We start from the raw sequence: 19230 nt of genomic DNA, 5'->3' as shown, positions 1-19230 counted from the left end.
TGCGACTGCATTTCGGGCCCACGTTTCGACTTCTCCAACCAACTCGAGCCTAACAGTGCGGCCATCACCATTATAGACGGATACTCCTCCGTTAGGAGCACATGAACGTCGCACGACTTCTCCTCCCCGGCCGAGTTCGGCGGAGTTACACTGCGAAACTGGGGGCGATCTTCACGCTCGTGATCGCGGTGACGATCGGATTCGGGGGAGCGGTCTATCTCGAGATCACGGCGGCACTCGCCGACGATCCGGCGGTCGTCGGTGAGGTCGCGGTGTCTGCAATTCTCGGACTGATCGTACTGACGGTGATCAATCTCGGACTCGTCGCGGCGACGGTTGGCGGCAACACCGCTGTATCGCTGTCCTCGCTGTCGGCCAAGGCGAGTCGCATGGGCGAGGAGGAACTGGACGTCGACCTCGAGACGCGCCGCAAAGACGAGATCGGCGACCTCTACGACTCCTTCGACGAGATGCGCGACTCGCTCCGGGAGTCGATCGAGACCGCAGAACGCGAGCGAGAACGCGCTGAAGAGGCGCTCGAGGAAGCCGAGACCGAACGCGAGCGTGCCGAAACAGCCCGCGAGGAGGTCGAACACGAGCGGGAGCGACTCGCGGAAATCAACGAGGAACTGGAAGCCGAAGCGGAGCGGTTCAGCGACGTGATGGCGGTCTGCGCCGAGGGCGATTTCACGCAGCGACTCGAGGCGCAAAGCGGCAACGACGCCATGGGGTCGATCGCGGCGTCGTTCAACGAGATGATGGAGGGGATCGAGGAACTGGTCGGCCGTATCGACCGGTTCGCGGTCGAGGTCTCCGAGAGCAGCCAGCAAGTGCGGGAAAACGCCGAACACGTGCTGGATGCGACCGACGGTGTCAACGAGACGATCCAGGAGATTTCCCGCGGTGCGAACAGCCAGACGGAGAACATCCAGGAGATCGCCCACGAGATGGACGACATCTCGGCGACGACCGAGGAGATGGCTGCGAGTGCAGCCGAAGTCGCCGAGACATCCCAGAAGGCGGCGACCGCCGGCGAGACCGGACGTGAGACCGCGGAGGAGGCGATCCAGGAGATGAACGAGGTCGAAGCTCAGACCGACGAGGCCGTCGAAGCGATCGAGGCGCTGTACGAGGAGACCCAGCAGATCGGCGAGGTGACCGAACTGATCGCCGACGTCGCCGAGCAGACGAACCTGCTGGCGCTGAACGCCTCGATCGAGGCAGCCCACGCGAACGACGAAGGCGACGGGTTCGCGGTCGTCGCGAACGAAGTGAAATCGCTGGCAGAAGAGACGAAGGCGGCAACCGACGAGATCGACGACCTGATCGGCCGCATTCAGGAACAGTCCCAGGAGACCGTCGAGGACATCCGGGAGACCAGCGACCGGATCTCGCGGGGCGTCGACACCGTCGAAGAGACCGTCGACTCGCTCGAGCGGATCGTCGAGGCCGTCGAAGAAGCGAACACGGGCATCCAGGAGATAAACGAGTCGACGGATACCCAGGCTCACTCGGCACAGCAGGTAGTCGAGATGACCGACGACGTGGCGGCAGTTTCCGAGGAGACCGCGGCCGAGGCAGAGAGCGTCGCGAACGCCGCCGATACCCAGGCCGATTCCGTCCGGGACGTCTTCCAGCGGGTCGACGACCTCGCGGACGAGGCGGACACGCTACTCGAGATCCTGCAGGACACCGAGGTGTCACGCGCTGACGACGGCGCTGGGGCGACAGTGACGGGTGATACGGCATGATCGACGTAACGACCTGGTTCGCGGTCGGCGCGCTCGGCATGCTCGCCGGAACGATCGCGTTCGTCTGGCGAGGGCTCTCGGCAGACGGCGACTACCTGCAATACTACGCGACTCTCGCCGCGATCAGCCTGATCGCGACGGTCGCGTACGCCGTGATGGCGATGGGAGAGGGGTGGCTCGAGGTCGACGATCGCGTCGTCTTCATTCCGCGGTACGTCGACTGGATCCTGACGACGCCGCTGTTGCTCGCGTTCCTCGGGATGCTCGCGGGCGTCGATCGCGATACCCTGTACAAAATCGTCGCCGTCAACACGGTCGTCATGGTCGCTGGCTTCGCCGGGGCCGCACTCTCGGCTAGCTGGCGGTTCGGACTGTTCGTCCTGGGCGGAATCGCGTACCTCGTTATGGTGTACATGGTTCTGGGGACGATGACAGAGCGAGCGCGGGAACGAGGTTCGGGAACCCAGTCGCTGTTCGTGAGCCTGCGGAACCTCACGATCGTCCTCTGGTCGATCTATCCCGTCATCTGGCTGCTCGGGCCGCCGGGTCTGGCCGTGCTGACACCGGGTGTCGACGTCATGCTGATCACCTATCTCGACCTGCTCACGAAGGTCGGCTTCGGCCTGATCGCACTCAACGCGAGCGCGGTTATTGAGACCGAGTACCAGACGACGGGACTCGAGGCGGGTGCCGAGCAGCCAGCCTGATCGACCGGTTACGCGACCACTTTTTTCGCGCTCCCCGATCCAGTAGCCGGTATGCCGACCGTCTGCGAAACGCACATCGAGAACCGGTTTCGCGTCCAGCCGAACCACGCGAACAACAACGACACGCTCCACGGCGGCAACCTCATGAAGTGGCTCGACGAGGTCGCCGCGATGTCGGCGATGCGATTTGCCGGCGAAACCTGCGTCACCGCACAGGTGAACGAACTCGACTTCGAGCAACCGATCGGAATCGGCGACACGGCGCTGATCGAGTCGTACGTCTACGATTCCGGTCGGACGAGCGTCCACGTCGCCCTGCGAGCGTGGCGCGAGGAACCGCGCAGTGGCGAAGCGGAGAAGACCACCGAATCCTCGTTCACTTTCGTCGCGATCGACGAGGACGGATCACCGGTGCCCGTTCCCGACCTGACTGTCGAGAGCGACGAGGGCGAGCGGTTGCGCGAGCGGGCGCTTGAGGCAGACTACTGACAACTAGGTGAGCGGTCACGATTCACCGACGTCGTCGAACCGCCGGAGAACGTGTTCCGGAACGGGGTTGACGTACTCGAACGACTCGTCCACGCACAGTTGCTCGAAATCCCGGTCCGTCGTCACGAGCACGTCTACGTCGGCCCGTCGAGCAAGCGCGACGTAGAAACAGTCGGACACGTCGTGGTTCTTCTCCGCGCTAATCTCGTAGGCCTCGAGAACGGTCTCGTCGTCGACGTCGACGAACTCGAGCGGATACTGCAAGAGCGACGAAACGGCGTTTCTCGCCTCGTACGATTCGAATCCGAGATCTTCGAGAACCCACTGGATCCGAAGCGGCAGATAACCGAAGACGATCAGGGTATCACCGCCCGTAAGCGCCGGTGCGATCTCCTCGGTAACGTACGGATGACCGGGATGGTCGTCGACCAACTGGATAGCGAGGGCGTTGAGGTCCGGAAGAACTCGTTTCGAGGCCATCTACCGTCCACCGAACGTCGCATCTCCGGCGTCCCGGAACGCTTCTTCGCCCCACTCTTCATCTCGAGTGAGCGTCTCGAGTTCGGGGAGTTCCCTGACGAGTCGAATATTACCGCCGTCACGGACGACCCGAAACTCGGTTCCATCTTCGAGGTTGAGATCGTCACGTAGCTCTTTCGGGATCGTTAGTCGTCCCCGATGGTTGAGACGCGCCGTTCCGTACTCCTCGTCGGTGTGGTCTTCGGACGTGCTCACGGTAATCTCCCCTATACGTGGTGAAGAGACCAGTCACCATAAGATTCGGGGAGAAATGTAGGGTGACCAATTCAGGACGTGCCGAGGCGACCAGAAACTGCTCGAACGCTACTGACACTCGTCCGAGAGCACCAGCACGTACCGCGTCAGCGATCGGTGGACGCGCCGCTCGAACGACGCCTCGAGTTCCCATCCCGCTTCCCGCGCTTCCGCGGCCCACGACCGATCGGCGACGACGACCGCACGCGAGGCAACGCGACGGGCTTCCGAAAGAGCGCCGGCGACGAGGTCATCGAGCCGGTGCGTGTCGATCTTCGACTGGCGGCCGTAAGGGGCGTCGAAGACGACGGCGTCGACGGCGTCGTCGTCGAGTGGGAGTCGGGTCGCGTCGCCGCGGCCGACCGCCCAGGAGCCTCGTTCGACGCCGGTGGGCGAGAGGTCATCGCGCTCGAGGAAGTGCGAGAGGTTCTCGCGGGCACCCTCGGCCATCTTCCGCTGGGCGTCGGTACCGACGACGTCCGCGCCGACGAGTCCGGCCTCGACGAGCACACCTCCCGTTCCGCACATCGGGTCCAGAATCGTCGCGCCGGGTCGCGCGCCGGCGACGTTCGCGATTGCACGGGCGAGCAGCGGGTCCATGCTGCCGGGCTGGAAGAAGGGTTTGTCCGTCGGCGCGCGGGTTCCAAAGTCCCGGACGCTCTCGGCTGCGAGCCAGCCAAGCGCACAGACGGAGACGCGCTCGCCGCGGGCGTCGTCCGTCTCGAGTTTGCCCTCCGAGAACGTCGCACGCAGAACGTGGTCTGGGTCGTCGAGGTCGACCGAGAACCCGCGGTCGACCAGCACCTGACCCAGCGCGCGCTCTGCGCGTTCCGTACTGACGCCCGTCGAACCGTGGACGTCGGTCGCACGCACGGCGATAGAGCCCTCGCGATCGAGCGGTGCGGCCTCGAGCAAGGCCCGGGCGCTCTCGAGGTCGGCGTCCGTCCGGCCGACGAGGTCGCTCGCGCGGTGGGTGTAGGCGAGACCCTGGACGCGCTCGGGAGAAACGGCGTTCGCGAGGGCCAGACCCGGCGCAATCGGGCGAACGTCGGCCGCGGCGCTTGCCGCCTCCTGGAGGGCGAACGCCTCGTCCTCGCCGCCGAGCTCGAGCAGATACACGATCGATCGTCGTCGCGGGTCGGGTATGAGCCTGCCGTTTTCGGGAGCTCGAACGGCCACCCACTTCATAAATTCTACGCCAGAAAGTGCCGAGACGCCCCGAAACGCTGGTTCTGGCACAGTACGTTTATTCCACGAACCGGATATATCAGGCCGCGTCACCAACCTTTATAAACCTTAAATACGTCTTTTTAAGCGACTAATGACGGATCCCAAGGACACCATCAACATCGAAAACGTGGTGGCGTCGACCGGCATCGGCCAGGAACTCGATCTCCAGAGCGTCGCGATGGACCTCGAGGGGGCCGACTACGACCCCGAACAGTTCCCCGGTCTCGTCTACCGCACCCAGAATCCCAAGTCCGCCGCACTGATCTTCCGATCCGGGAAGATCGTCTGTACCGGCGCGAAGAGCACGGACGACGTCCACGAGAGCCTGCGCATCGTCTTCGACAAGCTCCGTGAACTCCAGATCCAGGTCAACGAAGACCCCGAGATCGTCGTCCAGAACATCGTCACCTCGGCCGACCTCGGACGTAACCTCAACCTGAACGCGATCGCGATCGGTCTCGGCCTCGAGAACATCGAGTACGAGCCCGAACAGTTCCCCGGTCTCGTCTACCGTCTCGACGAGCCCGAAGTCGTCGCGCTGCTGTTCGGTTCCGGGAAGCTCGTCATCACCGGCGGCAAGAAGCCCGAAGACGCCGAACACGCCGTCGACAAGATCGTCTCGCGACTCGAGGACCTCGGCCTGCTCGAGTAACGTTCCTGTCCTCGTTTCCATCTCCGCCGCTCGAGTGACAACCCTGGATTCACCGCGCACTGACCGCCCCTCCACCCGTTCACTGCCCCCGAGGGTGGCTCGTCTCCGACATCCGCCGATAGACGAGAAGGCCGGCAGCAACTGTCTTGATGCCCTCACAAGCCTCGTTCCCGTTCCGACAAGTAGCAGATTTCGCCCTCAGATCGTATCCGGACACTATCGGCATTCCTCGGCAGAGGAGAGTCCGACGAGACCGGCTCCGAAGCAAAACAGCCCACCGAGGAGTTGCACCAGCGAGAACAGGGTCTGGGCATGTCCCACGAAAACGACTCGAGTCAGCAGGATGACACCGAAGAAGAAGAGACCGATCGCAACCGGTCGAGTCGGATACATGACTTTGTGTCGTTGGTCTAAGGTAATACGGGTTCCGATCAGAACACGTGGCCGAATCTGTAATCGGTTGCACCCGCGGTCACGCCGCTGTCGCCACCGCGTCTCCCGCCGTCGCTTTCGACTATCGGCGTGACTGACCGGTCGCGGGGCGCGATCCGTCGCCGTCCCGGTACTCGCGTACTCGGACCATCGAGTCCTCCGCAAAGTTCCGCTCCAGCAGCGAGATCTGTCTTCGTAGAGCCAGTACGTTACCAGCAACGGGTGTACGCCTGCGACGACGATCCACCACAGCGTCCGCTCACGCTCCCAGATGAGTTCCTCGAATCGTTCGGCGTTGGGGCGACGTTCCAGAACCGAATGAAATTCACCTCTCTTGTCCGCCTCGATGAACCTCCGTTGCCGATCGCTGGCTCGTTCTCGTACCATTCGACCGAATCATATGCACCCATCTCCATATCGTGAGTAGCACCGGAAACACTCGACCACGCTGACGAGTCTTCCCCGTTCCGCGGGACGGATCGGGACTGCTCGGCGGATCGACGCGGACCCGTATCGAGCCGAAACGTCGATGAATCGATGAATTCGCCGGCCGGTCGTTGATGGGGTTAGGTGGTGAAGCCGCCGGCACATGGAACCGCTCTTTCTCGTCGCCGGTATCGTCACTCTGGCCGCAGTGATCGTAGACATCATCTGGACGACGCTGTGGGTTGACGGCGGCTCCGGGCCGCTGTCCGGTCGACTGACGACGACCGTCTGGCGACTCCTCCGCCGGATCAGACGGAACGATTCCCGCGCGCTTAGCCTCGCCGGTCCGCTCATCCTCGTGCTCACGCTGGCGATGTGGATCGCCCTGCTGTGGATCGGCTGGACGCTGCTTTTCGCCGGCGGCACGGTAGCTCTGGTCAGCGTCCACACCGGCGAACCCGCCGACTGGTCGGGCTACCTCTACTACGTCGCCTACACCATGTTCACCAACGGGAACGGCGACTACACGCCCACGAGTCCGACCTGGGAGATCGCCAGTTCGTTCACGACCGCGACCGGCATGGCCTTCGTTACGCTCGGCGTCTCCTACGTGCTCTCCGTCCTTGGTTCGGTCGCGGAGAAACGCGCCTTCGCAAGCGACGTCACCGGCCTCGGAGAGCGAAGCGAGGCGTTCGTCCGGGCGAGCTGGAACGAAAACGCCGGCGAAGCGAACGAACCGTTCCGCGGCCTCGAGTTACCGCTCGAGTCGATGGCCACCCAGCTGTCGCTGCTGGCGGAGCAACACAAGTCCTACCCGATCCTCCACTACTACCACAGCGAGAGCGGCGACGAAGCGTCTGCGCTTGCCGTCCCGATTCTGGACGAGGCGCTGACGCTGTACCGACACGGGGTTCCCGCAGACGAACAGGTCGAGCCGACGCTGGTCGAAACCGCTCGCGCAAGTACGGACAGCTACCTCGAGACGCTAGACGCGGCGTTCATCGAACCCGCCGACGAGGTGCCGCCCAAGCCCGATCTGGAGCGGCTTCGCGAAGAGGGGATCCCGACCGTCTCCGACGCGGAGTTCGGCGACGAACTCGAGGACCTGTCCGAGCGCCGTCGGAAGCTGCTGGGCATCGTTCGGGCTGACGCCTGGGAGTGGCCGCCGGTCGGGGACGAGGACGACGTCACTCGGTGAGAGTCAGCAGGTACTCCCGGCCGTCCTCGGTGAGCGTGTAGGTGTCCGCCGACATTCGGCGGACGTAGCCGTCCGATCGAAGGTCGTCACAGCGCTGGGTGACCGTAATCGGGTGGGCGTCGAGTTCGCTCGCGAGCGACGTCACTCGTACGGGCCCGTGCTCGTCGAGTGCTGCGAGCAGTGACCGATCGGGACAGCCCACCATGGGTGGTTACTGATGCCACACCACACAGGATCCCATAGTGGTTTCGGTGCGACCGACGGTTCACCCGAGAAAATGACGATTAGGACAGTTTTACCGAACCATCAATTCGAGTTATATCGTTCATAACCCCTGAATTCGTCGAGATCGAGCGAAACTGTTGTCGAGCGTCGAAACGGGGTGGCGGCTTTATCCGTTCGTCGCCGTGACCATTCGATGTCCATGACGATCTACCTCGATCGGCCAGTCTCTCGCGAACCCGGTAGTGCCGACGATCGTCCGCTCTCTCGCGCACAGCTCCGTCGCGCGCTCGAGAACGACCGACGACGATCGGTGCTGCGAACGATCCTCGAGGCCGACGAACCGATCGCGCTCGGGACGCTCGCCGGGCAACTCGCCGACGACGAGAAGGACGCGACGTTCGTCACGACGCTGCTGGAACTCCGCCAGCGCGTCTACGTCGCCCTGCGACAAACCCACCTGCCGCTGCTCGAGTCCTGCGGCCTCGTCGTCTACGACCGGGAACGCGGCCTCGTCTCGCCCGGCAGAGAACTGGCGGCGCTCGAGTCGCTGCTTTCGGGCGACGACGGGACGGTCGAGGACGTCGTCGCGAGCACGTTCCGGTAACGACGACGAGACGGTACTAGCCCCTGGAAAGGCCCGCACAACGTTTTTGCGACTGTCTGGAGACGTCCGTTCCGATGTCCGACACCCAGCAACGGCCACAGCCGCGACCGTTCGCACACGTCGGCGCGACCGTCCCCGACGTCGAGGAAGCGATCGACTGGTACGAGACGACCCTCGGTTTCGACTGCATCATGGGTCCCCAGCCGGTAGCCGGGGACGGCGAATCACATATCTCGCGACTGTGTCTGGACGTACTCGGGGAGTTCGAAGAAGTGCAGATCGCCCACCTCGGGACCGGCGGGCGGACCGCCCTCGAGTTGTTCGAGTTCGACGAACAGGAGGCGTCCGACCCGGAACCGAAAGAGGAGGGGTATTTCCACGTCTGTGTGATCGATCCGAACATCGAGGAACTCGCGGCCGAAATCGACGACAGTGGCGGCGAGCACCACACCGAAATCTGGGAACTGTTCCCCGACCACCACTACCGAATGACCTACTGCAAGGATCCCTGGGGGAACCTGCTAGAGATCTACACGCACAGCCACGAACGGATCTACAGTAACCAGGGCGACTACTGAGTCGGCTCGAGAGAACGGCGAGCGCGTCTTATTCGACCAGTCGCTCGATCTCGGTCACCAAGATGTCGCTCGCGCCCGCCTGCTTGACGTCCGTGATCGTCTCGAAAACGTCGCTCTCGTCGACGACGGCGTGGACTGCGACCTTGCCGTTACCGTTCTCGTCTGCGATGTCCATCACCGTCGGCCCGCCCATTCCCGGGATCACGTCTCGAACGTCCTCGAGTCGCTCCTCGGGAACGTTCATCATCAGGTAGCGTTTGCCTTCGGCCTGTTTCACGGAGGCCAGCGCGGTTCGAACCTCCTCGACTTTCGGCTCCTCGAGGACGTCTTCTCGGGCAAAGAGACGGACGGAACTCGAGAGGACCTCCTCGACGACGGCCAGCCGATTCATCTTCAGCGTCGTCCCCGTGCTGGTGATGTCGACGATGGCGTCGGCCATCTCGACGTGTGGCGTGAGTTCGGTCGCGCCAGTGACCTCGACGATATCGGGGGCGACACCGGTCTCGTCGAAGAAGTCCCGCGTGATGTTCGGAAACTCGGTTGCCACGGTCCCACCCTCGAGGTCGGCGACCGAATCGATGTCGCCGTCCTCCGGCGCGGCGAGAACGAGCCTGCAGGTTCCGAACTCGAGGTCGAGCAGTTCCACGACGTTCTCGACGCGAGCCTCCTGAACCTGATCGTAGCCCGTGATCCCCATATCGGCCGCGCCGTCGGCGACGTACTCCGGAATGTCCGCTGCGCGAGCGAACAGCACGGAGACTTCGGGATCGACGGTGTCGGCGTACAGTTTCCGGTCGGCACCGTTCTCGAGGTGGAGTCCCGCCCGCTCGAGAAGGTCGATCGTCGGCTCGTGCAGGCGGCCCTTGTTGGGAACGGCGATTCGCATTTACCGACCGTTCGGGACGGTCGGGGAACTGTCTTTCCATGTCACGACGGAGAGCGGCAGGGATCCGGTGATCGATGGGGGAAGCCACAACGCTCAGGTACGACAACGTCGTACAGGCCGATCTATGGCCGAGGACGTCCCCACCGATCCAGCGGGGAAGCGTCGACCGCCGCAGGCGTTCCTCCGGGACGCGACCGTCACCGATCCGGACCTCCGCGAGCAGTTCGACCGCGAGTGGCCCGACTGCTGGGCCGAGACAGCCGATCTACTCGAGTGGGACGAGCCTTACGAGACTGTCCTCGAGGACGACGACGCGCCGTTCTACCGGTGGTTCGTCGGCGGACGACTGAACGCGGCCGAGAACTGCGTCGACCGTCACGTCGACGCCGGCCGGAAGAATCAGGTCGCGCTCAGGTGGGAGGGGAAACGCGGCGAGCGACGGAGCTACACCTACCACGACCTCCACCGCGAGGGACAGGCCGTCGCCGCCGCCCTGCGCGACCTGGGCGTCGAGGAAGACGATGTCGTCACGATCTACCTGCCGACGGTTCCAGAACTCCCCATCACGATGCTCGCCTGCGCCCGGATCGGCGCGTTACACAACGTCGTCTTCGCGGGCTTCTCGCCGGACGCACTCGTCGATCGGATGGAGGGGACAAACTCGAGCGTGCTGGTTACCTGCGACGGCTACTTCCGTGAGGGAACCGCGATCGGGCAGAAACGGAAAGCGGACGCGGCACGCACCTCGCTCTCGGAGTCGATACCGACCGTCGTCGTCGACCGACTGGGGGCGAGCCACGAGACGCAACTGGGCGAGAACCAGTACGACTACGGGACGCTGGTCGAGCGATTCACCGGTCGAGAGGTGCCACCGGTCTCGAGGGCGGCGACGGATCCGCTCTTTCAGATCCACACCTCGGGAACGACCGGCAAGCCGGAGCGAATGACCCACGCGACGGGTGGCTACCTCGCGGGAACGACCTGGACGACGCGGTCGGTCTTCGACCTCTCTCCCGGTGACACCTACTGGTGTACGGCCGACATCGGCTGGATCACGGGCCACTCTTACGTCGTCTACGGGCCGCTTTCCCGCGGCGCGACGGTCGTGCTCGCCGAGGGAACGCTCCGGTATGCGGACCGCAACCGGACGTGGAACCTGATCGAACGAAACGGCGTGGAGGTGTTCTACACCACGCCAGGGCTGATCCGCACCTTCAGAAAGTGGGGGACGGAGTATCCCGAAGCGCACGACCTCTCGTCGATACGACTGCTCGGCACCGTCGGCGAACCGATCGGTCCCGACACCTGGGACTGGTACTACGAACACGTCGGCGACGAGGAGTGTCCGATCGTCGACACCTGGTGGCAGACCGAGACCGGAAGCGTTCTGCTGTCGACGCTGCCCGGCGTCGACGAGATGAAACCTGGCGCCGTCGGCCCGCCGCTACCCGGAATCGAGGCCGCAGTCGTCGACGAACACGGCCGGGAACTCCCGCCAGGCGAACCGGGCTATCTCACGATAACCCGACCCTGGCCCTCGATGCTCGTGCCCCACGACGACGACCGCTACTGGCTGCTCGCGGAGTACTGGGAGGAGTTCTCGGACCGCCGGGCCGACACCTGGCGGTACTTCACCGGCGACCGTGCCGTCGTCGACGAGGACGGCTACGTCACCGTTATCGGCCGCGACGACGACGTCGTCACGCTCGGCAACCGCCGACTCGGAACGGCCGAACTCGAGGCCGCGATCACCGCCGTCGACGGCGTCACCGAGGCCGCAGCGGTCGCTGGCGGAACCGACGACACCGAACTCTACGTCTTCGCGACGGCCGAACGCGACCAGCCCGAAGACGACGAGTTACGCGCGGCGATCCGCGACGTGGTCGCCGAGCGAGTCGGCGAGTTCGCCAGGCCAGCAGCCGTCGTGTTCACGCCCGAACTCCCCGAAACCCACACTGGGAAGACCATGTACCGGGTGCTCGAGGGAATCGTCGACGAGGAACCGCTCGAGGAGAGTACGCTGCTTCGTAATCCTGCGATCGTCGGCGAGTTGTCGACGGTGTGGGAGCGGTCGGACTGAGGGGCGGTCAGAGCGACAGTTCTGCACGCCGCAGTAGCTGGGCGTTGATCGCCACGATCACCGTACTCGCGGACATCAACACCGCGCCGACGGCCGGCGAGAGCAACACGCCGACCGGTGCGAGCACGCCTGCGGCCAGCGGCAGGGCGAAGACGTTGTAGCCGGCCGCCCAGACGATGTTCTCCTGCATCTTCCGGTAGCTTTTCACGCTCAGGCGGACGAGCCGCGCGACGTCTCGCGGATCGTTCTCGACGAGCACCACATCTGCCGACTCGACGGCCACGTCGGTCCCGGAACCGATGGCGATCCCGACGTCCGCTCGAGTCAGCGCCGGCGCGTCGTTGACCCCGTCGCCGACCATCGCCACGAGGTGACCCCGATCCTGTAATTCGACGATCTTCTCGTCCTTATCCTCGGGCAACACCTCCGCGAAGACGGTGTCGATCCCGAGGTCGTCGGCGACGCTGTGGGCCACGTCTCGGTCGTCGCCGGTCAGCATCGCCACCTCGACGTCCATCCCGTGGAGCGCAGCGATCGCCTCGTAGCTCGCGTCCCGGATCACGTCCGCCAGCGCTATCGCACCGACGACCTGCTCGTCCCGGAGGACGTAGACCACACCTTCGCCGCGTTCGCCGGCTTCGTCCGCGAACCGCTCGAGGTCGGAATCAGGTTCGATCTCGAGGTGCCGAAGGAGGTTGGGGCCGCCGACCGAGACCATGTGGCCGTCGCGATCGGTCGCCTCGGCGGAGTCCGCTCTCTCCGTCTCGCCGACGACGGCTGGCACCGCGTCGCGTTCGATCGTCGCACGAACGCCACGGCCCTCGAGGGCCTCGAAGCCGCGCACGTCGGGCACCGCGAGGTCACGCTCGCTTGCCTCCTCGCGGATCGCCTGCGCGATCACGTGTTCGGAGTCACCCTCGGCGGCGGCCGCGAGGGTTACCACATCGTCCGCGTCCCAGTCCTCGACGGCCGCCACGTCGACGATACCTTGTTCCCCCTCGGTGAGCGTCCCCGTCTTGTCGAAGACGACCGTGTCGAGTTCGCGGGCCTGCTCCATAGCGATTCGGTCGCGGACGAGCATGCCGTTCCGGGCGGCCATCGAGGTGTTGATCGCGACCACGAGCGGAACCGCCAGTCCGAGCGCGTGCGGGCAGGCGATCACGAGTACCGTGACGACCCGTTCGACCACCGGGAGCCCGAACCCGACCGCGGCAGTCCAGGCGACGGCCGTCACCGCCGCGACTGCGATCGCGGCGTAGAAGAGCCACCCCGCCGCGCGATCGGCGAGCACCTGCGTCCGCGAGCGACTCTCCTGGGCCTCCTCGACGAGTCGCACGATCCCCGACAGCGTCGTCTCGTCGCCGGTCGCCGAGATGCGGACCCGCAGACTCCCCTCCCGGTTCGTCGTTCCGCCGATGACCTCGTCGCCGGGTTCCTTCGCGACCGGTTTGGACTCGCCGGTGACCATCGCCTCGTTGACCTTCGACTCCCCGTCCTCGACGACGCCGTCCGCAGGCACGTTCGCTCCCGGCCGGACGAGCACGAGGTCGCCCTCCTCGAGGTCGTCGACGGGGACCTCCTCGGTCCCCCCATCCTCCGCGATCCGTTCGGCCGTGTCCGGGAGCAGTTCCGCGAGTTCGTCGAGCGCCCCCGACGCACGTCTGACTGACCGCATCTCGATCCAGTGGCCCAGCAGAAAGATGACGATCAGCGTCACGAGTTCCCAGAAGAACGGCTCGCCGATTCCGAAGAGGACGGCGGCGAGGCTATAGACGAACGCGACGGTGATCGCCAGCGAGATCAGCAGCATCATTCCGGGTTCACGGTTCCTGGCCTCGACCGCACCCATCCGAAGAAACGGGATTCCACCGTATGCGAAGACGACGACGCCGAGGACTGGCCCGACGAACTCGCTTCCCGGGAACGCGATCGCAGCGTACCCGAACCACTCCTGGAGCATCGGGCTGTAATACAGCACCGGGAGCGAGAGGACGAGGCAGATGAAAAACCGGCGCTTGAACATCTCTTCGTGGTCCGAGTGATCGACGTGAGCGCCGTCGCCGTGATCGTGGTCGTGCTCCTCGTCGCGGTCCGGCCGACGGTGCTCGTGAGGCTCCCCGCCGGGTTCCGGCATATCCCGGTAGCAGTGACAGACTCGACAGCACGAGCAGTACTCGTCGGTCGGCTTCCCGCTCGACCCCGGCGGGTCGTCGTGGACGGGTTCCGACTCACTCATCGGATCGACTCACCCCCTCGAGTCGCTCCCGCCGTTCTTCGAACTCCTCGCTCGAGATTTCACCCCTGGCGTAGGCGATTCGGAGTTCCTCTAACGCCTGATCTCGATCGCCGCGGGGTTCCGTCGGCCGATCGCTCGACCCAGCGAGAACGCGGTACAGCGCGTATCCGACGGCCAGAAGCAGGAGAACGTGAACCCCCCAGCCGACCAGCCAGGGCCACGCGAAGCCCGTCGTTCCGTTCCAGTTCCCGTGGAACCCACCCATCATCGGCATCATGACCGTCATCGAGAGCAGCGAGACGAGCAAGAGACCGAACACGAGCACTACGCCGACGAGCAGAACGGTTCGCGCGATGGAATCGTCGGCAGCCATCGACTGTCACTCCCACGCACAGACATATAGACCTCACACGCTCGAGGAGACGCGTCTGCCAGGGAACGTGTTCGGCTGCCAGGGGCGTTCTCGGGCACCAGATCGTAACAGGTAGGGAGCCGCCCGGACAACGTCGAAACGACTACAGTGGACCGAACGACCCTCGACGCCGCCGTAGCGATCCTCGTCGCCGGAATCCTCGTCCTCGGTGCCGGTGCGGCCTGGCAGACGTACCGACAGACGCAGGCCCACGCCGAGATGATGGGCCACGGCGGGATGGGTCACGGCTTCCACCCGGTCTGGTACCTGCTCGGCACCGTCCTCGTCGCGAGCGTCGTCGCCGGTGCCTACCTACTCGTTCGGAATCAACTCGGGGCGGATGGAGTCGGCCACGAGGGACGGGGCGCAGAACCGCCCGCGGAGCCGTTCGTATTGAGTGGCGAGAAGGGTTCTGCCGACGCAGATCCATCACAGGAACCGATCGACGACGCGGATCAAAGCCAGCCCTCGAGACCGGACGTGCTGACCGTCCTTCCCGAGGACGAACGCCGGGTTCTCGAGCCCGTCCTCGAGTCGCCGGGATTGACCCAGATCGAACTCCGCGATCGGGCCGACTTCTCGAAGAGCAAGGTCAGCCAGACCGTCACCGAACTCGAGAAACGAGGGCTGCTCTACCGCGAGAAACAGGGACGAACGTACCGCGTGTACCCGAGCGACGACCTCGAGTCGTAATCACGGCGAGAAACGATTAGACCGCTCGAAAAACGTTCTCGGACGTTCTCGGGCGGCGCACTCGAGTTCGTTCACGCCCAGTTCGACAAATCTCCCCGGCACCTACAGTCGACCGAGGTGACAGGCAATGCACAGACACACGCTCCGGATCGCACTCGCCGCGCTCGTCGCCGTCACGTTACTCGGCGGCGTAGCGCTCGTGAGCGCAGACGACGGTAACGGCGACGGAATCGACTGGACGGACGCTCACGACTGGATGGCCGATCACGTGGTCGATCACGCTGACCACCACGCCGGCGACCACGGAGAGCATCACGACGCTCACCACGATGCCCATCACGCCGGCGACCGCGGAGAACACCACGACGCTCACCACGACGGCGAGCACGCTCACGAGGCGTGTCACTGACGGCCCCGAACACTCCGAACCTCCCTCATTGTTTTCGCCTGCCAGAGCCGCCTGAAAAACGATAGCAGGTTCCCGGACGATACGCTTCGATTACAGTTCCGTATAGACCGCCGGTTCCCCGCCGTCCTCGAGTTCGTACACCGTCCACGTCTCGTCTTTCTCGCCGCCCATCCCCGGCGAACCGGCGGGCATTCCGGGGAGCGCGATTCCCGTCACGTCGTCGGAGAGCGCCGACCCGACGACCTCGACCGGCACGTGGCCCTCGACGATCGTCCCGTCGAGCACGACAGTGTGACAGCTTTGCAGTGGCTCGGCGATTCCGTACCCGGCTTTGACGCCCGCGAGGTCGTCGGTGGTGACGGTCTCGAGATCGCTCTCGAGGTGATCCGCGAGGTAGTCGGCGTAGACGTCACAGCAGTCGCAGTTCGGGCCCTGATACTGGGTCGCCGAGGCGACGGCGAACGTCTCTCCGGATTCCCACTCGTCCGTGTTGTCGCCGAGACAGCCGGCGACGGTGAGGCCAATCGTCGCGGCTCCCGCCGCGAGGAAGCCGCGCCGACTCGAGCGAGCGCCGGCCATCAGCCCGTCACCTTCTCGGAGACCCACACGAACGGTCGGAACGGCAAGAAGACGTAGTCTTCGTGGGGGTCCCACTGCATGAACGCCAGGCTGTTGGAGACGACCGAGACGCTCGAGGCGGCCATCGCGAGTCCCGCGAGAGCGGGGTTCAGGAGGCCGATCGACGCGATCGGGATCAGCGTCGCGTTGTAGACGAACGCCCAGAACAGGTTCTGGCGGACCTTCGAGATGGTCGCGTTCGCGACCCGCATTGCCTTCAGCACGTCGGCGGGGTCGTCCCGCATCAGCGTGATGTCGGCGCTCTCGATGGCGACGTCGGTACCGGAGCCGATCGCCACGCCGACGTGAGCGGTCGTCAGTGCGGGCGCGTCGTTGACGCCGTCGCCGACCATGATAGCCCGACTCCCGTCTGCCTGGATCGCGTCGATCTCGTCGGCCTTGTCCTCCGGGAGAACTTCGGCGTGGACGTCGTCGGGGTCCATCCCGAGCTGGTCGCCGATCGCACGGCCGGTGCGTTCGTTGTCGCCGGTCAGCATCATCACGTCGTAGCCACGGTCCTGTAGCTCGGCGACGGTTTCCTTGGCGCTGTCACGGACCGTGTCCGCGGTGGCGACGACGCCGAGTAGTTCCCCGTCCAAGGCAACGAGCATCGCAGTCTTGCCCTCGCGCTCGAGTCGCTCCATCGTCGCCTCGACGGGCGCGGGATCGACGCCGTTGTCCGCCATCAGCTTGCGGTTCCCGACGAGCACCTCGCCCTCGGGCACCGTCGCGCGGATGCCGTGGCCGGGGACGTTCTCGAACTCGGTCGGATTCTCGAGGTCGACGCCGCGCTCTTCGGCCCCCGCTACGATGGCCTGTGCGAGCGGGTGTTCGGAGCCGGATTCGGCGCTTGCTGCGACCGATAGGAGGAGGTCCTCGTCGGGGGTGGGTTCGTCGGCTTCCTCGAGGACGCCGCCATCGGCGGCTGGTGCGCCACCGTCGGACCCGGGGTCCGACGAGGATCGCCTCGCGCCGCTCGGCTCACCCCCGTCCGTCTCGACGGCTTCGTCCACCGGCACGACGTCCGTCAGCCGCATGTCGCCGTGGGTCAGCGTCCCCGTCTTGTCGAAGACGACCGTGTCGATGCCGCGGGCCTTCTCGAGGACGTCGGCACCCTTGTAGAGGACGCCGTTTTTCGCCGATAGCGTGGAACCGACCATCGTCGCCATCGGCGTCGCCAGCCCCAGCGCGCAGGGACAGGCGATCAGGATGGCGGAGGCGAGGACGATGATCGAGAACTCGAAGACGGGGACGCCGCCGACGACGGGCCCGCCGCCGACTGGCTCTAACAGCGGGATCCATCCGCCAAGCGAGGAGGCGATGGGGTACAGCGCGTCGTGGAAGAAGAACCACAGGATCGACCAGACGACGGCGTTGACGATCACCGCAGGGACGAAGTAGGCGCTGACTTTGTCGACCAGTCGCTGGACGTCGGGTTGGCGCGCCTGGGCCTCCTTGACCCGCTGGACGATCTGCTGGATCGCCGTCTCTTCGCCGACGTTAGTTGCTTCGACGTAGAGGACGCCGTTCTCGTTGATCGTCGAGCCGACGACCTCGTCGTCCTCGCTTTTCTCGACCGGAACCGACTCGCCGGTGACCATCGACTCGTCGACCGCGCTCTGGCCGTCGACGACGACGCCGTCCGTCGGCACCTTCTCGCCCGGTCGGACCTTCATCACGTCGCCGGGTTCGACCTCCTCGAGCGGGACGACCATCTCGTCACCAGGGACGGCGTCGCCGTCCGCTCGAGACGCCGGAGGCGTCTCCCACTCAACGACGGTGGCTTCCTCGGCCTGCATCTCGAGCAACTCCCGCAGCGCGGAACTCGCGCGGGCCTTCGAGCGGGCCTCGAGCCAGACGCCGAGGTAGATGAACCACAGGATGAAGGCGACGGCCTCGAAGTAAAGGCCACCCTCGATGGTACCGAGGACGACGGCCGTACTGTAGACGTAGCCCGTGGTGGTACCGACCGACACGAGCGTGTCCATGTTCGCCTGGCAGTTGTTGACCAGTGACTTGTACGCGCCCTCGATGAAGTGTTTGCCGAGCGTCGCCATCAGCGCCGTCGCAAGGACGAACTCGATCCAGTCGGGATCGACGCCGAGGATCGTTTCCGGCAGGAAACCGGGGACGAACATGTCGATCATCACGAGGACGAACGGCGCGGTGAGGAGTCCGCCGATAATCGTCCACTTGCGCTTCGTGCGGAGTTCTCGCTCGACGGCGCTCTCTCGCTGTTCGGTCAGTTCGTCGCCGTCGTCACCGGCGCGTTCGGGTTCGAACCCCGCGTCCTCGATGGCGTCGTAGATCGCCGAAAGCGAGGTATCCTGTGGGTTGAACTCGACGGTTCCCTCCTCGGTCGCGTAGTTGACCGTCGCCGAGAGCACGCCCGGGATCTCCTCGATGGCGTCCTCGTTCGTCTGGGCGCAGGTCGAACACGACATACCGGCGATCTCGACCGTCGTCTTCGTCCGATCGGGGTCGTATCCGGCGTCCTCGATCGCCGCGTAGATTTCGGCCAGCGAGGTCTCGTCGGGATCGTACTCGACAGTTCCCTCGTCGGTCGCGAAGTTGACGTCGACGGCCTCGACCCCCTCGAGGTCGCCGACGGCCTCCTCGACCGTCCCGGAACACGTCGCACACGACATCCCGGTGATGCTAATAGTAGATTTCACGATGTGATCACTCGTGTCGTACTAAGGGGCCGACGTTTGAAGCGGTTTGTCACTAATAGACCAATATTCATCCACCGATTCACTTACGGATGAAAAGTGAAATGTGTCCCCACTCCAGGAAACGAAACTCGAGGCGTTTCATCACTACCAGTCTT

The 19230-nt window shown here is 64.8% G+C and carries 20 protein-coding genes; 10 read left to right on the top strand and 10 right to left on the bottom strand.

Features of this window, described 5'->3' with window-relative positions; all coding sequences use genetic code 11:
• Positions 1-101 precede the first annotated feature (101 nt).
• The 3 genes from BLR35_RS15825 to BLR35_RS15815 are packed head-to-tail and all read left to right on the top strand — an operon-like array spanning position 102 to position 2947.
• Positions 102-1751, top strand: coding sequence for a methyl-accepting chemotaxis protein (locus BLR35_RS15825; protein ID WP_090384008.1), 1650 nt, complete (start codon positions 102-104; stop codon positions 1749-1751).
• Complete coding sequence (locus BLR35_RS15820) at positions 1748-2458, top strand: bacteriorhodopsin (protein WP_090384006.1); 711 nt, start codon at positions 1748-1750, stop codon at positions 2456-2458. Before BLR35_RS15825 ends, BLR35_RS15820 begins: the two co-directional genes overlap by 4 nt.
• Before the next feature lie 51 nt (positions 2459-2509).
• Positions 2510-2947, top strand: a complete 438-nt coding sequence (locus tag BLR35_RS15815; protein ID WP_090384003.1) for an acyl-CoA thioesterase — start codon at positions 2510-2512, stop codon at positions 2945-2947.
• Between the two features lie 15 nt (positions 2948-2962).
• Here BLR35_RS15815 and BLR35_RS15810 read toward each other — a convergent pair whose 3' ends face one another.
• The 3 genes from BLR35_RS15810 to BLR35_RS15800 all read right to left on the bottom strand — a co-directional run bounded on the left by BLR35_RS15810 (position 2963) and on the right by BLR35_RS15800 (position 4840).
• A complete protein-coding gene (locus BLR35_RS15810) occupies positions 2963-3427 on the bottom strand; it encodes a type II toxin-antitoxin system VapC family toxin (RefSeq protein WP_090384000.1) in 465 nt (154 codons plus the stop codon).
• Positions 3428-3682: an AbrB/MazE/SpoVT family DNA-binding domain-containing protein gene (locus tag BLR35_RS15805; protein ID WP_090383997.1), complete on the bottom strand. Its 255-nt coding sequence runs from the start codon at positions 3680-3682 to the stop codon at positions 3428-3430.
• A 108-nt stretch (positions 3683-3790) separates the two neighbouring features.
• Positions 3791-4840, bottom strand: coding sequence for a methyltransferase domain-containing protein (locus tag BLR35_RS15800; RefSeq protein ID WP_090384189.1), 1050 nt, complete (start codon positions 4838-4840; stop codon positions 3791-3793).
• Between the two features lie 202 nt (positions 4841-5042).
• Between BLR35_RS15800 and BLR35_RS15795 the strand changes: the two genes are divergently transcribed.
• Positions 5043-5603, top strand: coding sequence for a TATA-box-binding protein (locus BLR35_RS15795; protein ID WP_006671604.1), 561 nt, complete (start codon positions 5043-5045; stop codon positions 5601-5603).
• Between the two features lie 216 nt (positions 5604-5819).
• Here BLR35_RS15795 and BLR35_RS20785 read toward each other — a convergent pair whose 3' ends face one another.
• Positions 5820-5996 (bottom strand): hypothetical protein, encoded by a 177-nt coding sequence (locus tag BLR35_RS20785; protein WP_170831056.1) that lies wholly within the window; start codon positions 5994-5996, stop codon positions 5820-5822.
• Positions 5997-6624: 628 nt separating this feature from the next.
• Between BLR35_RS20785 and BLR35_RS15785 the strand changes: the two genes are divergently transcribed.
• Positions 6625-7659 (top strand): potassium channel family protein, encoded by a 1035-nt coding sequence (locus BLR35_RS15785; RefSeq protein WP_090383993.1) that lies wholly within the window; start codon positions 6625-6627, stop codon positions 7657-7659.
• On the opposite strand, the gene BLR35_RS15780 is transcribed toward BLR35_RS15785, so the two are convergent.
• The gene (locus BLR35_RS15780; RefSeq protein WP_090383990.1) at positions 7649-7864 is read right to left on the bottom strand and encodes a MarR family transcriptional regulator; all 216 of its coding nucleotides are present in this window, start codon (positions 7862-7864) and stop codon (positions 7649-7651) included. The genes BLR35_RS15785 and BLR35_RS15780 overlap by 11 nt on opposite strands.
• Before the next feature lie 213 nt (positions 7865-8077).
• Between BLR35_RS15780 and BLR35_RS15775 the strand changes: the two genes are divergently transcribed.
• Positions 8078-8488 (top strand): DUF7344 domain-containing protein, encoded by a 411-nt coding sequence (locus tag BLR35_RS15775; RefSeq protein WP_342027642.1) that lies wholly within the window; start codon positions 8078-8080, stop codon positions 8486-8488.
• A 74-nt stretch (positions 8489-8562) separates the two neighbouring features.
• Positions 8563-9066, top strand: coding sequence for a VOC family protein (locus BLR35_RS15770; RefSeq protein WP_090383984.1), 504 nt, complete (start codon positions 8563-8565; stop codon positions 9064-9066).
• Positions 9067-9094: 28 nt separating this feature from the next.
• On the opposite strand, the gene hisG is transcribed toward BLR35_RS15770, so the two are convergent.
• On the bottom strand, positions 9095-9952 hold the full coding sequence (gene hisG / locus BLR35_RS15765) for an ATP phosphoribosyltransferase (RefSeq protein ID WP_090383981.1): 858 nt from the start codon (positions 9950-9952) through the stop codon (positions 9095-9097).
• A gap of 124 nt (positions 9953-10076) precedes the next feature.
• Between hisG and BLR35_RS15760 the strand changes: the two genes are divergently transcribed.
• Positions 10077-12032, top strand: a complete 1956-nt coding sequence (locus BLR35_RS15760; RefSeq protein ID WP_090383978.1) for an acetate--CoA ligase — start codon at positions 10077-10079, stop codon at positions 12030-12032.
• Between the two features lie 7 nt (positions 12033-12039).
• Here BLR35_RS15760 and BLR35_RS15755 read toward each other — a convergent pair whose 3' ends face one another.
• Positions 12040-14268, bottom strand: coding sequence for a heavy metal translocating P-type ATPase (locus BLR35_RS15755; protein WP_090383976.1), 2229 nt, complete (start codon positions 14266-14268; stop codon positions 12040-12042).
• Complete coding sequence (locus BLR35_RS15750) at positions 14261-14641, bottom strand: SHOCT domain-containing protein (RefSeq protein ID WP_090383974.1); 381 nt, start codon at positions 14639-14641, stop codon at positions 14261-14263. The genes BLR35_RS15755 and BLR35_RS15750 overlap by 8 nt, the downstream gene beginning before the upstream one ends.
• A 147-nt stretch (positions 14642-14788) precedes the next feature.
• On the opposite strand from BLR35_RS15750, the gene BLR35_RS15745 reads away from it, so the two are divergent.
• Both BLR35_RS15745 and BLR35_RS15740 read left to right on the top strand, forming a co-directional pair.
• Positions 14789-15373 carry a helix-turn-helix transcriptional regulator gene (locus BLR35_RS15745; RefSeq protein ID WP_170831055.1) on the top strand — a complete coding sequence of 195 codons (585 nt, stop codon included), beginning with the start codon at positions 14789-14791 and terminating at the stop codon, positions 15371-15373.
• A 127-nt stretch (positions 15374-15500) separates the two neighbouring features.
• A complete protein-coding gene (locus tag BLR35_RS15740) occupies positions 15501-15782 on the top strand; it encodes a hypothetical protein (RefSeq protein ID WP_090383972.1) in 282 nt (93 codons plus the stop codon).
• 90 nt (positions 15783-15872) lie between these two features.
• On the opposite strand, the gene BLR35_RS15735 is transcribed toward BLR35_RS15740, so the two are convergent.
• Positions 15873-16388, bottom strand: a complete 516-nt coding sequence (locus tag BLR35_RS15735; protein WP_244510261.1) for a DUF411 domain-containing protein — start codon at positions 16386-16388, stop codon at positions 15873-15875.
• Positions 16361-19075, bottom strand: coding sequence for a heavy metal translocating P-type ATPase (locus BLR35_RS15730; protein ID WP_280139369.1), 2715 nt, complete (start codon positions 19073-19075; stop codon positions 16361-16363). Before BLR35_RS15730 ends, BLR35_RS15735 begins: the two co-directional genes overlap by 28 nt.
• Between the last annotated feature and the right edge of the window lie 155 nt (positions 19076-19230).

The sequence above is a fragment of the Natronobacterium texcoconense genome (assembly GCF_900104065.1).
Classification (GTDB): Archaea; Halobacteriota; Halobacteria; order Halobacteriales; family Natrialbaceae; genus Natronobacterium; species Natronobacterium texcoconense.
This window is presented reverse-complemented; position numbering and strand designations above follow the sequence as displayed.